Source organism: Nocardioides sp. NBC_00368 (assembly GCF_036090055.1).
GTDB lineage: Bacteria > Actinomycetota > Actinomycetes > Propionibacteriales > Nocardioidaceae > Nocardioides.
On the sequence record NZ_CP107970.1, the window covers coordinates 4,191,991 to 4,206,360 of the forward strand.

General features: G+C 70.1%; 13 protein-coding genes. 4 read left to right on the forward strand and 9 right to left on the reverse strand.

Annotated elements, in window-relative coordinates; translation table 11 throughout:
* Positions 1–5: 5 nt before the first annotated feature.
* A complete protein-coding gene (locus tag OG984_RS19975; RefSeq protein ID WP_328527945.1) occupies positions 6–1,442 on the reverse strand; it encodes an MBL fold metallo-hydrolase in 1,437 nt (478 codons plus the stop codon).
* Positions 1,443–1,547: 105 nt separating this feature from the next.
* A complete protein-coding gene (locus OG984_RS19980) occupies positions 1,548–2,744 on the reverse strand; it encodes an ATP-binding protein (RefSeq protein WP_328527946.1) in 1,197 nt (398 codons plus the stop codon).
* A 205-nt stretch (positions 2,745–2,949) separates the two neighbouring features.
* On the opposite strand from OG984_RS19980, the gene OG984_RS19985 reads away from it, so the two are divergent.
* Positions 2,950–3,813: an Fpg/Nei family DNA glycosylase gene (locus OG984_RS19985; RefSeq protein ID WP_328527947.1), complete on the forward strand. Its 864-nt coding sequence runs from the start codon at positions 2,950–2,952 to the stop codon at positions 3,811–3,813.
* 9 nt (positions 3,814–3,822) lie between these two features.
* Complete coding sequence (locus OG984_RS19990; protein ID WP_141802158.1) at positions 3,823–4,149, forward strand: rhodanese-like domain-containing protein; 327 nt, start codon at positions 3,823–3,825, stop codon at positions 4,147–4,149.
* Here the strand turns inward: OG984_RS19990 and aat are convergent.
* Positions 4,146–4,877: a leucyl/phenylalanyl-tRNA--protein transferase gene (aat, locus tag OG984_RS19995; RefSeq protein ID WP_328527948.1), complete on the reverse strand. Its 732-nt coding sequence runs from the start codon at positions 4,875–4,877 to the stop codon at positions 4,146–4,148. The two genes, OG984_RS19990 and aat, sit on opposite strands and share 4 nt — an antisense overlap.
* Positions 4,878–4,933: 56 nt before the next feature.
* On the opposite strand from aat, the gene OG984_RS20000 reads away from it, so the two are divergent.
* Positions 4,934–5,632 (forward strand): EcsC family protein, encoded by a 699-nt coding sequence (locus tag OG984_RS20000; protein ID WP_328527949.1) that lies wholly within the window; start codon positions 4,934–4,936, stop codon positions 5,630–5,632.
* A gap of 92 nt (positions 5,633–5,724) precedes the next feature.
* The gene (locus tag OG984_RS20005) at positions 5,725–6,327 is read left to right on the forward strand and encodes an AAA family ATPase (RefSeq protein WP_328527950.1); all 603 of its coding nucleotides are present in this window, start codon (positions 5,725–5,727) and stop codon (positions 6,325–6,327) included.
* 11 nt (positions 6,328–6,338) lie between these two features.
* On the opposite strand, the gene OG984_RS20010 is transcribed toward OG984_RS20005, so the two are convergent.
* The 6 genes from OG984_RS20010 to OG984_RS20035 form a co-directional block, all read right to left on the reverse strand.
* Positions 6,339–7,535 carry a hypothetical protein gene (locus tag OG984_RS20010; RefSeq protein WP_328527951.1) on the reverse strand — a complete coding sequence of 399 codons (1,197 nt, stop codon included), beginning with the start codon at positions 7,533–7,535 and terminating at the stop codon, positions 6,339–6,341.
* Positions 7,536–7,547: 12 nt separating this feature from the next.
* A complete protein-coding gene (locus OG984_RS20015; protein WP_328527952.1) occupies positions 7,548–8,579 on the reverse strand; it encodes a hypothetical protein in 1,032 nt (343 codons plus the stop codon).
* A gap of 86 nt (positions 8,580–8,665) precedes the next feature.
* Entirely contained in the window at positions 8,666–9,775 is a 1,110-nt protein-coding gene (locus tag OG984_RS20020) for a hypothetical protein (protein ID WP_328527953.1), read from the reverse strand.
* A gap of 100 nt (positions 9,776–9,875) precedes the next feature.
* Positions 9,876–10,814 (reverse strand): hydroxymethylglutaryl-CoA lyase, encoded by a 939-nt coding sequence (locus OG984_RS20025; protein WP_328527954.1) that lies wholly within the window; start codon positions 10,812–10,814, stop codon positions 9,876–9,878.
* 111 nt (positions 10,815–10,925) lie between these two features.
* Complete coding sequence (locus OG984_RS20030; RefSeq protein ID WP_328527955.1) at positions 10,926–12,791, reverse strand: acetyl/propionyl/methylcrotonyl-CoA carboxylase subunit alpha; 1,866 nt, start codon at positions 12,789–12,791, stop codon at positions 10,926–10,928.
* Positions 12,791–14,317 carry a carboxyl transferase domain-containing protein gene (locus tag OG984_RS20035; protein WP_328527956.1) on the reverse strand — a complete coding sequence of 509 codons (1,527 nt, stop codon included), beginning with the start codon at positions 14,315–14,317 and terminating at the stop codon, positions 12,791–12,793. Before OG984_RS20035 ends, OG984_RS20030 begins: the two co-directional genes overlap by 1 nt.
* Between the last annotated feature and the right edge of the window lie 53 nt (positions 14,318–14,370).

Below are 14,370 nucleotides of genomic sequence, written 5' to 3' on the forward strand. Positions count from 1 at the left end.
GGGCCTCACGACCCCAGGAGCACTCGCTCACCCAGACGGGGAACCACGGCCACGATCCCGAGCTCGTCCTGGATCCGGTCCGCCAGAGCCCGGGACGACGGGGGCTCGCCGTGCACGACGTAGACGGTCTGGGGAAGCTCGGGCGCCGAGGCGACCCATGCGACCAGCTCGTCGGCGTCGGCGTGCACGCTGAAGTCCGAGATCGCGACCACTTCCGCCCGGACCGGGACGTACCGGCCGTGCATCTTGACCGCCCGGGCACCCTCGATCAGCTGCCTGCCGCGGGTGCCCTGCGCCTGATAGCCCGTGAGCACGACGCTGTTGCGGGGATCGGGGAGCTGGCGGAGCAGGTGGTGGACGACGCGGCCGCCGGTGGCCATGCCGGAGGCGGAGATGATGATGCACGGACTCTTGGGGCGATTGAGCTGCTCGGAGGCGGCGGCGTCCCGGATCCGGTAGACCTCGAGATGCTCGAGGTCCTGCAGCGGCGCCGCACGCTTGCTGTTGAGCTCGTCGCTGTGCGCACTCAGCGCCGCCCGGTACACGTCCAGCGCGGCCAGGGCCATCGGGCTGTCGACGAAGATCGGGACCTGCGGGATCAGGCCCGCACGGCGGAGCCGGAGCAGCTCGAGCAGCACCAGCTCGGTCCGGTCCACCGCGAACGCCGGGATCAGCACGACACCACCCCGGTCCACCGTGCGGCGTACGGTGTCGGCGAGAGCATCGGGGTCGGCCGGCGGATGCCGTCGATCGCCGTAGGTCGACTCGAGCACCATCGCCGAGGCTGCGGGAGGTGTGGCGGGTGACCGCAGGATCGGGTGACCCGGGCGGCCCAGGTCACCGCTGAACACCACCCGCTCACCACCGACGTCGACCACCGCCACCGAAGAGCCCAGGATGTGGCCGGCGCGCTGCAGCGTCACGGTCATCCCGTCGACCGGCCGAGGCTCTCCGAACGCCACCGGGTGCAGGCGCTCCAGCGTCCGTTCCACGTCTGCCGAGGTGTAGAGCGGCAGGGCCGGGTCGTGCTTCGTCCAGCCGCCCTCGTTGGCATAGCGCGCATCCTCCTCCTGGAGGTGGGCGCTGTCGCGGAGCACGATGGCGGTGAGCGAGGCGGTGCCCGGCGTGCACAGCACCTCACCGGAGAAGCCGTCGCTCACCAGCCGTGGCAGGTAGCCGGTGTGGTCGAGGTGGGCGTGGGTCAGCACGACGGCGTCGATCTCCGCGGGCGGCACCGGGAACGGAGCCCAGTTGAGCCGCCGCAGCTCGCGCAACCCCTGGTAGAGGCCGGCATCGACCAGCAGCCGATCGGAGCCGTCCGTGACCAGGAACCGGCTTCCGGTCACCGTGCCGGATGCCCCGAGGAACACCAGCGCGGGATGCGTCGAACGGGATGCGCCGGGGTCGATGTCGCCGACGGCAAGGGTCTCGGAGTGCGCCATCGGACTTCCCTTCGCAGGTGATGGTGTCACCACGCTGCGGCATTTCGCCAGGCTGCGGGGAGGGTCATACGGCCTTCGCGAACGTGACCGATGACCCGATCATCCTCAGCCCTGCTGGCGCAGGTAGCGACCGAAGTGAGGGACGGTGAAGGCGATCCGGCCGCGTTCACCGGAGTAGATCAGTCCCTTCTTCATCAACGCGTCACGCGCAGGGGAGAGCGACTGCGGCTTCTTGTTGAGGAAGGCAGCGACGTCGGCGGTCGCGACGGTGCCGATGTCGTCGGCACCGAGCTCGACGGCAGCGTCGGCCATCGCGCGCAGGTAGTCCCGCTCGGCGGGGGTGGCGCGCTCGTAGCGGGACCCGAAGAAGCCGACCGCCAGCTCGCGCTCGGCCTCGGGAGCCGCGACCTTCACGTCCTCGGCCGTGATCGGGGAGCGAGGTGCCTGGTCCCACACGGTCTTGCCGTAGGCCTGGATGAAGTAGGGGTAACCGCCGGTGGCGGCGTACATCTCCGCGAGGGCGTCGGCCTCGAACTCGGCCTCCTCCTCGCCCGCGGGCGCGGCGAGGGCCCGGTCGGCGGCCTCCCGCTCGAGGCGGTCGATGCGCTGGTAGGAGAAGAGCCGCTCGGAGTAGGACTTGCTCGCCGAGAGCACGGCCGGCAGGTGCGGAAGCCCGGCGCCGACGACGATCACCGGCAGCCCCGACTGGCTGATCTCGTGGCAGGCCGCACACATCGCGGAGACGTCGTCCGGACCGAGGTCCTGCATCTCGTCGATGAAGACCCCGACGCCCTTGCCGACGTCGGCGGCGAGCCCACCGACGTCGGTGAGCAGCTCGACCAGATCGATCTCTATGTCACCGGAGTCGGCCCGGCCCCGCACCGCCGGCGCCTCGATGCCCGGCGACCACTGCTCGCGCAGCTTCGCGTTGGGACCCGCTTCCCGCTGGGCGAAGCTCCGGATCACGCCGAGCACATGGTCGACGTCGTCGGAGTTCGGATGGCCCAGCTCGCGCACCGCCTGATGAAGCGCGCTCGACAGCGGCCGGCGCAGCGACTGGTCGGGTCGCGCCTCCATCTTCCCGGTGCCCCAGCCCTTGCGGACCGCCGCGGAGCGCAGGGTGTTGAGCAGGACCGTCTTGCCGACGCCGCGCAGCCCGGTGAGCACCAGCGACCGCTCCGGGCGGCCGCGCGCCACCCGCTCCAGCACCACGTCGAACTGCCCGAGCTGCTCGTTACGACCAGCGAGCTCCGGGGGCCGCTGGCCGGCGCCGGGAGCGTACGGATTGCGGATGGGGTCCATGATCAGACGGTATCCGCATATATAGGGCGCGTCTTAGATTTCGCTAGCGAGGCACATCATTTGCGAGCGTAGGTCTCTATTCGCCTTTCTAGGATCAATCTTAGAAAGGCGCAGACTCCTACATCGATCGCTGGCGTCGAACGTGTGTTCGATGATAGTCGGATTTCCTCCCCGTGCGCAAGCGTGACGATCTAGACTCGCGGACATGCCGGAACTCCCCGAGGTGGAAGCACTCGCCGAGGACCTGCGCGGGCGCCTCGAGGACCGTGCGATCACGAAGGTGCACGTCGCGCAGTTCAGCGCACTGAAGACCTACGATCCGCCGCTGACCGCGGTCGAGGGCACGCTCGTCGACAACGTGACCCGCCACGGCAAGTTCATCGACATCGAGGCCAGCGGCATCCACCTGGTGCTCCACCTCGCTCGCGGGGGCTGGATCCGATGGCGCGACGAGGTCCCGGCGACGCCACCACGACCGGGGTCGAAGTCGGGGCTGGCGATCCGGGTCGTGCTCGACGACGACACCGGGCTGGACATCACCGAGGGCGGCACCAAGAAGCGTCTGGCGCTCTACGTCGTCCACGACCCGCAGGACGTCCCCGGAGTCGCCTCGTTGGGTCCCGACCCGCTCGCCGACGACTTCACCCTGGCCCGCTTCCGCGAGATCCTCGCGGGCCAGGGCCGTAAGCAGATCAAGGGCGTGCTGCGGATGCAGTCGATCATCGCGGGCATCGGCAACGCCTACTCCGACGAGATCCTGTGGGCGGCGAAGATGTCGCCCTTCAAACCCGCCGAGATGACCGACGAGGAGTCGGAGAGTCTCTACAACGCCCTGCGGACGACCCTCGAGGAAGCCGTCGAGCGCGACTCCGGCCTGGCGATGAGCGAGCTCAAGGGCGAGAAGAAGTCCAACCTCGCCGTGCACGGCAAGGCGGGCAAGAAGTGTCCGGCCTGCGGTTCCACGATCCTCGAGGTGAGCTTCGCCGACTCGAGCCTGCAGTACTGCCCCACGTGCCAGACCGGCGGGAAGCCGCTCGCCGATCGGCGGATGTCCCGCCTTCTCAAGTAGGATTCACGAGTGACCATCCCCACCGTCGAGATCGCCGGCGTGCCCGATCCCCTGCCCGTGGCAGTCCTCGACGTCCGCGAGGACGACGAGTGGGCCGCCGGACACATCGAGGGTGCGACCCACATCCCGCTCCAGCAGCTCCCGGCGCGCCTCGGTGACCTTCCCGAGGGCCAGACCCTGGTGGTCTGCAAGGTCGGCGGACGCAGCGCCCAGGCGGTCAACTACCTCGCCCAGCAGGGCTTCGAGGTCGTCAACCTCGCCGGTGGCATGCTCGACTGGGCCGCCGCCGGGCGACCGATGGTCAGCGAGACCGGCGCCGAGGCGTACGTCCTCTAGGACCCGTCCAGCGAGGGACCGCCGAACGCCTCCGGCAGCGGCAGTCTGAGCGCCTTCTCCAGGCGGTCGAGGTAGTCGTTGCGGTCCATCTCGATGACGCCGAGCGAGGCGAGATGGTCGGTGCGCCACTGCACGTCCAGGATCCGCTGGTCGATCGACCCCGCCTCCTGCAGCGCGGTGACCAACCCCACCAGGGCGACCTTGGACGCGTCGCGCACCCGGTGGAACATCGACTCCCCGGCGAAGAGACCGCCGATGGCGACCCCGTAGAGACCGCCGACCAGACGGCCGTCCTGCCAGGCCTCGACCGAGTGCGCCCAGCCGAGCCGATGCAGGTTGCCGTAGGCCCGCCGGATCCGCCTGTCGATCCAGCCGTGCGGCCGTCGCGGGTCGGCGCAGGATGCCACCACCTCGTCGAAGCTGGTGTCGATCCTGATCTCGAAGTCCCGCACCGACCGGCGCAAGGATCGAGAGACGACGAGCCCGTCCAGCGGCAGTACGCCCCGCTTGACCGGCGAGAACCACATCATCGGGTCACGCGGGGACTCCCCGGGCATCGGGAAGATCCCGTGCCGGTACGCGGCCAGGAGTGTCCCGGGCGCGACGTCCGCGCCCATGCCCACCAGATCGTCCAGATCAGCCCCACCGTGGCCGGCGCCTGGGTCCCGAAGGTCGGCGAAGGCCCACGGCGACGGCTCCGGTTCGATCGGACCCCCAAGATTCGCCACGACGAAACGTTATCGCCCCGTACGGCCGCAACCACCACACACTTAAGATTTGCCTCATGATCGGTCCCAAGTCAGTGCTCACCAGTGCGGCTGGCCGGCTCGCACCCAAGGTCATCCAGTCCGCGCCGGGCGTCACCACGAACGTGGTCCGACAGGCGCTGCACCACGCGATCGTCGGGGTCGGTCCGCTCCCGGCTGCTGCTGCGGCCGCCGAGAAGCACCTCAAAGACCATGACAACGACGTCGAGCTCGCGGTGAAGCACATCATCGACAACCACGTGCGACTCGCCGGCGTGGGTGGCTTCGCGACCAACATCGGCGGTCTGGTCACCCAGGCGCTGACCCTCCCGGCCAACATCACCGGGATGGCGATCATCCAGTGCCGCATGGTGGCCGCGATCGCGCATCTGCGGGGCTACGACCTGACCGATCCGCGCGTCCGCAACGCCATCCTGCTCACCCTCCTGAGCGAGGAGAAGGTCAGCAAGCAGATCCGGGACAGGAAGATCCCCGCTCCACCGATGGCCGTAGCGACGGCACCGGCCTACGACCGCGCGGTCGACGACCTCGTCGCCGCCGAGGTGGCCCAGGAGCTGATCGGCCGCGTCGCCGGCAAGCGGATGGTCTCGATGGTGGCCAAGCGGGTGCCGCTGGTCGGCGGTGTCGTCGGCGCCGGCACCGACGGCTGGATGACCTACCAGATCGGTCGCTACGCCTCGCGGGAGCTGCTGCCGCGCCCCGCCGACAACCGCTGACCCTCCGGCTCACAGGAACTTCACAGGTCCGTCCGACGTTCCTCTGAGCACAGGACTCCACACTGTTGGTGTCCGCTTGGGAGGAGCAGCAGATGACCCTCGACACGACTCTCGCCCCGATCAGCCCGGCCCGCGCTGCCGGGGTCGACGAGCGGCCGCATCTGCTCCTCCTGGGCGGCGTACCCGGCGCCGGCAAGAGCACCCTGATCCGTCAGGTGGCCGACCGGCACCACGACGTACGCACCCTCGACCCGGAGACGGCGACGCGATGGTTCGCGGCGCGGCTGCCGGAGGTGCCCTACCGCCTCTACCGGCCACTGGTGCACCTGTGGCACGCGATCGCGACCCTGGTCCTCGTCGTGCTCGGCCCGACGGCCGGGCACCGCACGCTCCTCGTCCACGACCCGGCCACCCGGCCCGGCCGGCGTGAGCTGCTCGGCCGGATCGCCCGCGCCCGCGGCTGGCGTACGTCGCTGGTCATGATCGACGTGCCACGAGTGGCCGCGATCGACGGCCAGTACGCACGCGGGCGGCTGGTCCGTTCGGAGTCCTTCGACCGTCACTGGCACCGCTGGCTCGACGACCAGCCGCGGCTCCTCACCGCAGCCACGTTCGGCGACGCCGACGGCTCCTGGGACCGGGTCCACGTCCTCGACCGGGCCCGCGCCGCGGGAGCGCTCGAGACGCTCCTCTGAGCAGCTGACGGTTAGCGCCGGACGAGGCGATAGACCTTCAGCACGGCCCGGCCCCACCAGCGCCGCTGGAGACCCTCGCGCGCACGCTGCTTCGGGATCAGCGACCGGGTGTGCTCCAGCTCGGCGCGCAGCTCGGCGACCTCGTCCTCCAGCCGAGCCTCCGACGTGCGCAGCCGGATGGCCTCCTGGAGGAGCGCGTCGATCGTGGCGACGCCGGCGTCGAGGACCTCGCGTGGGGAGACGGTGTCGGGGTCGACGAACGGCTTGTCCGCCAGGTCGTCGGGAACGAGGAGCTCCTCGAGCCCGCCGACCACGTCGTAGCCGCGTCCCGACAGCGCCTTGACCCAGCCCTCGGAGAGCGACTCGACCCAGGGCAGGATCGAGGGGGAGAGCGCCAGACGGGCGGAGTCGCGGCGCTTGGCCAGCGTGCGGTGGGCCAGGAACTCACGTACGAAAGGCCGGTAGTCGGCCGGCTCGAGCACCGGCACGACGGTCAGGTTGATCTCGCGGAGCAGAGCGGCCTCGGGCACGCCGAGCGACGGGTTGCCGCGGTCGATCCCCTCGAAGTCGATGGTCAGGTCGTCGAGACCGAAGGCGGTCGAGAACCGCTCCCACAGCAGCGTCGACGGCGATCCCGGCGGCGGGACGGTGATCAGGTGGACGCGCTCGGGCGGGATGCCCTGGGTCCAGCGGTCGAGGATGTCGGGCAGCTCCTGGACGCCCCAGAACCACGACCCGATGCGCCCCTCGCGGGCCGGGTCACGGATCTCGTCGAGGAACTCGGCGTAGGTCACGACCGAGCGGTGCTTGACGTTCTCCTGCCACTCGGCGGGGATCTGCCGGGCGAGGTCGCGCGCGGAGAGCATGATGTGGATCTCGGCGTCGCCCAGCGAGTCCAGCGCGTGCTTGGCCTGCTGCCACGACGCGCTCGCCAGGATCTCGTGGGAGATGATCACGGTGCCGTTCTCGACCTCGCGCACCTTCTCCGCAAGGGCGTCCCAGGCGCCGGTCGCCTCCTCCTCGATGCCGCCCCAGGGCAGGTCCATCAGGTCGAGGGCCGCCAGGAAGTGGGCGTCGAAGCGCTCGGCGAAGTAGTGGACCCCCTGCTCGGCGAGGGACTCCCGATTGTGGAAGAGGACGTCTTGAAGATAGGAAGTGCCCGTCTTCGGGGTGCCGACATGAAGCAGCACGCGCCGCCCAGTCTCCAACGTTCTACTCCTCTAGGAACGCCCCGCCAGCAATGACAACGCGAGCGCCAGCGCCCGGCGCTCATCGGGACCCTGCGTCGCCCTCCCCGAGGGGAGGAGCCGGTCAGGGTCTCCGTGGAGAGCGTATCCGGCTTCCACCAATGCATCACGTTGGGCCCGCGCCTGTGTTTCGACCCAATCCAAACTTTCCTCGGGTACGCCGACCTCCCGGGCGCCCGGAAGGAGCGGTTCGAGCTTCTCCAACCGGGGTCGCAGCTGGTCGATCAGCAGCTTGCGCTGGGTCTCCAGGTCGGTGCGTACGCTGAGCACCTGCCCGATCACGCGGGCGACCTCGTGGCCCTCGGCCGAGATCGACCAGGGCCCGGGCAGGATGTCGACGCCGAACAGGCCGGGCAACAGAGCCCGGTCGGTGACGATCTCGACGCGGTGCTTCCCGACCCGTCCGGCCCACCAGCGGGCGATCCGGGGCAGGTCGGCACGCGGGCCGAACCAACCGCGCCACTGGGCGTCGCGCATCCAGATGTGCCAGGGGTTGACCCGGTTGGTGAAGGTGCGGAACCTCCACGCGGCGGCAGCGATCTCGTCCAGCGGCCCGCCGAGGACGTAGACCGTGAAGCCGTCGCCGCCGGGCAGCCTCCCCTGCCGCTCCAGCTCCTCGCGGATGGGCAGCGTGAGCCATGGGGAGCCGACCAGCCGATAGGGGAATCGCTGCTGCTCAGGCTCGGTCTTCTTACGCCGACGCGGCCACCGTCGCGGGCGCGGCGCGGGCGTCGGGTCCACGGTGTCCAGCAGATCCTCGGCAAGCCGCACGCTCGCCGCCCTCAGCAGCTCGCGCGGCGACAGCGTCTCCGGGTCCACCGGCAGCGGACCGTACGTCCTCGTCTCGGTGTCGCCGAGCAGCGGCAGGTCACGACGACCGCGGCCCGGCGGGCTCGTACGCAGCAGGGCGTCGACCCGGGAGGGCTCGGACGGTCCCGTCTCGTTGAGCTGCCGCAGCAGCTCGAGCATCTCGGCACCCGGCAGGTGGTCGGTCGTGAAGGGCACGGCGGGCTCTGACCAGGATGACCACGGGGTCGTCCCACCCTCGCGCAGGTGTGCGGCCCAACCCCAACCCCTCGTGGGTGTCGGCATCAGGAGCGTCGCCCCCGGACCCGGCGCATGACCCGGGCGGCACGAGACGCGACCGGGCGCTGGGGCGGGTCGGTGCGGGCAGCCTCGACCACGACCGCGACCAGGGCGTCGATCGCGGCGTCGGCGACGTCCTTGGTGCGCGGCGCGTCCGGGTCGACCCACTCCACGTCGGCCTCGGGCCGCTGCGGGCGGAGGTCGTCGAGGTCGCCGGCGACGTCGACCTTGGCCAGCTCGGCCCACTCGATCCACGACTCGGCGACCTGGTCGGCCCAGTCGAAGGCAGAGGGCGGCAGGGTGACCCGCTCGCGGCCCTCGCGGTGGGCGAGGGTGTGCTTGGCGATCACCTCGGTGACCAGATGGCGGTAGTCCTCGCGGGGCAGCTCCTGCGACTCGAGCCGCGCGTTGAGCCGGCGCAGCAGCGTCGCCTCGGCACGGCCGAGCGACTGGTTGTGGCGGTCGCTGTCGACCGGGGTCCAGGCCTCCTCGATGCCGACGACCTCGCAGAACCGGCGCCAGAGCACCTCGCTCGGCGCTCCGTCGTGCGGCACGGTGACGAGGTGAACCCGCTCCGGCGGCAGGTTGCGGCCCCACCGGCTGAGCACGTCGGGCAGGCCGTGCGTACGCCAGAACCAGGCGGCCGAACGGGACTGCTTCGCGGTCTGCATCCGCTCGAGATAGCGCGCGAAGGTCACCTTGCGCTCGCGCTGCACCTGGTCCTGCCACTCCGCGGCCAGCACGCGCGCGACATCGCGGGCGGTGTAGACGATGTGCACCTCGGTGCGACCGCCCTCGCCGAGGTCGGTCATCGCCTTCTCCACCCGGTCGGGCCTGGCGCCGGCGAAGAGGTGGTGGCTGATCAGGATCGTCTCGGACTCGTGGCGGCGCACGCGCTTGACCAGCGCGTCCCACTCGCCGTGGACGGTCTTCCTCATCCCGCCCCAGGGACGGTCGATCAGGTCGAGCGCCGGCCGGAAGAAGTCGGGCTGGCTGCCGACCGGGTAGAAGACACCATGCTTCTCCAGGGACACCCGGTTGTGGAACAACCTGTCCTGGAGGTACGTCGTGCCCGTCTTCGGAGCGCCGACGTGGAGAAAGACTTTGCGCGCCATGGTCCCGCTATTCTGCACCAAGTTAGTAGAGATTGTCGCGGCGGTCCGTCTTTTGTCACCCGGCCGTCACTCTTGGGTGCAGTCTAGGGCGTGTTGCCAGCTACGAGCGCAGGGCGCGTACGACGGCCGAGGGACTCGGCCTACCGAGATGGTCGGCGAGCCATCGGCTGGTGTCGGCGACCTTGTCGAGGTCGACCCCGTGCTCGATCCCCAGACCGTCGAGCATCCAGAGCAGATCCTCGGTGGCCAGGTTGCCGGTCGCGCTCTTGGCGTAGGGGCAACCGCCCAGACCGCCGGCGCTGGCGTCGTAGGTGGTCACGCCGCACTGCAGCCCGGCGAGGGTGTTGGCCAGCGCCTGACCGTACGTGTCGTGGAAGTGCAGCGCGAGCCGGTCGGTCGTGACGCCCTCCTGTGCGAAGGCGCTGATCAGCGCCTTCACGTGGCCGGCCGTCGCGACGCCGATCGTGTCGCCGAGGCTGAGCTCGTCGGCGCCGAGATCGAGGAGCCGCTTTCCGGCCTCGACCACCTTCGCGATCTCGACCTGCCCCTCCCACGGGTCGCCGAAGCACATGCTGAGGTAGCCGCGGACGGTCATGTTCGCGTCCTTGGCCCGGTTCATCGTCGGCTCGAACATCGCCCACTGGCCGTCGAAGGTCTGGTTGAGGTTCTTGTTGGCGAACGTCTCCGTCGCGCTGCCGAAGATCGCGATGTGCCTCAGCCCGAGCTCGAGCGCACGGTCGAGACCCTTCTCGTTGGGGACCAGCACGGGGAGCTCTCGCGCCCTGTCGCCGAGCCGATCGACCAGCTCCGTCATCAGCTCCTTGGCGTCGGCCAGCTGCGGCACCCACTTCGGGTGCACGAAGCTCGTCGCCTCCACCGGGCTCAGCCCGGCGTCGAGCAGCCGGGTGATCAGGTCCGCCTTGACGCCGGTGTCGATCGCCGTCTTCTCGTTCTGGAGGCCGTCACGCGCACCGACCTCGTAGATCGTGATCCTGCTGGGCAGGTCGTCGTGGCGTACGACGGCGGGGAGGGTGGTCATGGAGTCGGCTCCTGCTGGGTTGGTTCCACGTGTAACACGCTGTTCGTAGGACTACTCGCCCTCTGGGAACGACCGGACGGTCCTACGAACGACGTGTTACCCGCGCTGCGGTCAGACATCGGTCGGCTCCACCACGAAAAGTTCCGCCCCGAGCGGCACCTGCGAGCCAGGAGCGGCACCGACGACGGTGACCGTGCCGGCGAACGGGGCCTTGAGGGAGACCTCCATCTTCATCGCCTCCAGGACGCCGAGGACCTGGCCCTCCTCGACCAGGTCGCCGACCTGGACGCGTACGTCGATGACCGTGCCGGGCATCTTGGCCTCGACCGCACCGTCGCTGTGGTGGGTGGCGGCCCCGGCGACGCGGTCGGGAGGGGTGAAGTCGAAGCGGTGTCCCTGGTGGACGATCTCGGCGAGACCGGGCTGGACGTTGACGACCGCCCGGTGGCGTACGCCGTCGACGACGGCCACGAGGACGTGGTCGGCCGCGCTGATCTGCCGGACGAGATGGTCGTCGACGCGGCCGGAGGGGCGGTCGACGGTGACGCTCCGGTCGAGGTCGACGATGGTCGGCGCCGGGGATCCGGCGAGGCGCCAGCCGTCGGCACGGAACGGGGTCGTGGTGTCCGAGACCGCGGCGAGCATCGCGCTCACCCAGGCGACGAGGGTGCGCGGCACGTCGGAGTCCGGAACGGGCACCTCGTTGCGGTCGAGCCAGGCCGTGTCGATCTCGGCGTCGCGGAAGGCGTCGGAGGCGGCCAGCACGCGGAGGAAGCCGGTGTTGGTGGTCAGCCCGAGGACGGCGGTCGCGTCGAGCGCCTTGATCAGCGCGGCCCGGGCCTCCTCGCGGTCGGCGCCGTGGACGATGACCTTGGCGAGCATCGGGTCGTAGGCGGTGCTGACCACCTGCTCGCTCTCCAGGGCGTGCTCCACCCGAGCGTTCTCGGGCCAGCGCACGATCGAGGTCCGTCCGGCCTGCGGTAGGAAGCCCTCGAAGGCGTCCTCGGCGTAGACCCGGACCTCGATGGCGTGGCCGTCGACGCGTACGTCGTCCTGGGTGATGCCGAGCGGATCACCCGCCGCGACCCGGAGCTGGAGCGCGACCAGGTCGACACCGGTGATCTCCTCGGTCACGGGGTGCTCGACCTGGAGGCGGGTGTTCATCTCCAGGAAGTAGGCGTCGCCGGTGGCGTCGTCGAGCAGGAACTCGACGGTCCCGGCACCGGTGTAGCCGACCTGCTTCGCGAGCGCGACGGCGCTGGTCAGGACCAGGTTCCGCTGCTCGTCGGTGAGCGTCGGGGCCGGGGCCTCCTCGATCACCTTCTGGTGGCGGCGCTGGGTCGAGCAGTCGCGCTCGAAGAGGTGGATGACGTTCCCATGGGTGTCGCCGAAGACCTGGACCTCGATGTGGCGGCCACGCTCGACGTACTTCTCGATCAGGAGGGTCTCGTCGCCGAACGCGCTCAGCGCCTCGCGGGCGGCGGCGGCCCGCGCCTCGTCCAGTTCCTCCGGCGAGCGCACGATCCGCATGCCCTTGCCGCCACCGCCCGCGGCGGCCTTGACCAGGAGCGGGTAGGGGCTGTCCTCACCGCGCGGAACCACGGGTACGCCGGCAGCGACCGCGATCTCGCGGGCCGCGTCCTTGCGGCCCATCTGCTCGATGACCTCGGGCGTCGGACCGACCCAGGTCAGCCCGGCCTTCGTGACCGCCCGGGCGAACTCTGCCCGCTCGGAGAGGAAGCCGTAGCCCGGGTGGATGGCCTCGGCACCGGCCTCGGCAGCGGCGGCGACCACGACGTCGGCGTCGAGGTAGGAGGCCACCTCGACGGCTTCGTCGGCGTCACGTACGTGGGGTGCGTCCGCGTCGAGCGCGGTGTAGATCGCGATCGTCCGGATGCCGAGCTCGCGGCAGGTCCGGAAGACGCGGCGCGCGATCTCGCCCCGGTTGGCGACCAGAACACTCTCGAACACGGCCATCACATCCTGAAGATTCCGTAGTTGGGCTCGGGTGTGGGCGCGTTGGCCGCGACCGCGAGCCCCATCGCCAGCACCCGGCGGGTGTCGGCGGGGTCGATGATGCCGTCGTCCCACAGCCGCGCGGTGGCGTAGTAGGGAGAGCCCTGGGTCTCGTACTGGTCCCGGATCGGCGCCTTGAACTCTTCGTCGTCCGGCTTGCCGGCGACGGTCGCGAGGACCGAGGCGGCCTGCTCGCCGCCCATGACCGAGATGCGCGCGTTGGGCCACATCCACAGGAACCGCGGGTCGTAGGCGCGGCCGCACATGCCGTAGTTGCCGGCGCCGTAGGAGCCGCCGATGACGACGGTGAACTTCGGGACCACGGAGCAGGCGACCGCAGTGACGAGCTTGGCGCCGTCACGGGCGATGCCCTTGTTCTCGTACTCCTTGCCGACCATGAACCCGGTGATGTTCTGCAGGAACACCAGCGGGATGCCACGCTGGTTGCACAGCTCCACGAAGTGGGCGCCCTTGAGCGCCGACTCGGAGAAGAGGATGCCGTTGTTGGCGACGATGCCGACCGGCTGCCCCTCGATGTGGGCGAAGCCGCAGACCAGCGTCTCGCCGTAGAGCTGCTTGAACTCCTGCAGCTTCGACCCGTCGACGATGCGGCGGATCACCTCGCGTACGTCATAGGGGGTCCTGGTGTCGGCGGGCACCACGTCGGCGAGGGTCTCGGGGGACTCGACGGGCTCGTCGTACGTCCTCGTCCGCGTCTCCTGCTCAGGGAGCGTCGAGACGATGCCACGGACGATCTCGAGGGCGTGCTTGTCGTCGTCGGCGAGATGGTCCACGACGCCGGACTTCGTCGCGTGCACCAGGCCGCCGCCGAGCTCCTCGGCGGTGACCTCCTCGCCCGTGGCTGCCTTCACCAGCGGCGGTCCACCGAGGAAGATCGTCCCCTGGTCGCGCACGATCACGGTCTCGTCGCTCATCGCCGGTACGTAGGCACCGCCGGCCGTGCACGAGCCCATGACAGAGGCGATCTGCGGGATGCCCTTGGCGGACATGTTGGCCTGGTTGAAGAAGATCCGGCCGAAGTGCTCACGGTCAGGGAAGACCTCGTCCTGCTTCGGCAGGAACGCGCCGCCGGAGTCGACCAGGTAGATGCACGGCAGGTTGTTCTCCGCCGCGATCGTCTGCGCCCGCAGGTGCTTCTTGACGGTCAGCGGGTAATAGGTGCCGCCCTTCACCGTCGCGTCGTTCGCGACGATCATGCACTTGCGTCCGGCGACCAGCCCGATGCCGGCGATCACTCCCGCCGACGGCACCGCCCACTCGTCGCCGTCGTCGTACATCCCGTACGCCGCCAGCGGAGCCACCTCCAGGAACGGTGACCCGGGGTCGAGGAGCCCGTCCACCCGGTCTCGTGGGAGCAGCTTCCCGCGGTCGGTGTGCCGTTGCCGGGAGCGTTCGCTCCCCCCTTGCCGGACCCGCTCGAGCCGCTCACGCAGCTCGAGGGTCAGCTCGCGCAGATTGGACGCCATGGCACGAGGTTAACGTTCATTAACCTCGTGTGACAAGTCCCACTCCGAAGTCG

Coding starts and splice junctions, on each gene's coding strand:
- OG984_RS19975 (WP_328527945.1), bottom strand. CDS start 1,442: ATGGCGCACTCCGAGACCCTTGCCGTCGGCGACATCGACCCCGGCGCA.
- OG984_RS19980 (WP_328527946.1), bottom strand. CDS start 2,744: ATGGACCCCATCCGCAATCCGTACGCTCCCGGCGCCGGCCAGCGGCCC.
- OG984_RS19985 (WP_328527947.1), top strand. CDS start 2,950: ATGCCGGAACTCCCCGAGGTGGAAGCACTCGCCGAGGACCTGCGCGGG.
- OG984_RS20000 (WP_328527949.1), top strand. CDS start 4,934: ATGATCGGTCCCAAGTCAGTGCTCACCAGTGCGGCTGGCCGGCTCGCA.
- OG984_RS20005 (WP_328527950.1), top strand. CDS start 5,725: ATGACCCTCGACACGACTCTCGCCCCGATCAGCCCGGCCCGCGCTGCC.
- OG984_RS20020 (WP_328527953.1), bottom strand. CDS start 9,775: ATGGCGCGCAAAGTCTTTCTCCACGTCGGCGCTCCGAAGACGGGCACG.
- OG984_RS20025 (WP_328527954.1), bottom strand. CDS start 10,814: ATGACCACCCTCCCCGCCGTCGTACGCCACGACGACCTGCCCAGCAGG.
- OG984_RS20030 (WP_328527955.1), bottom strand. CDS start 12,791: ATGGCCGTGTTCGAGAGTGTTCTGGTCGCCAACCGGGGCGAGATCGCG.
- OG984_RS20035 (WP_328527956.1), bottom strand. CDS start 14,317: ATGGCGTCCAATCTGCGCGAGCTGACCCTCGAGCTGCGTGAGCGGCTC.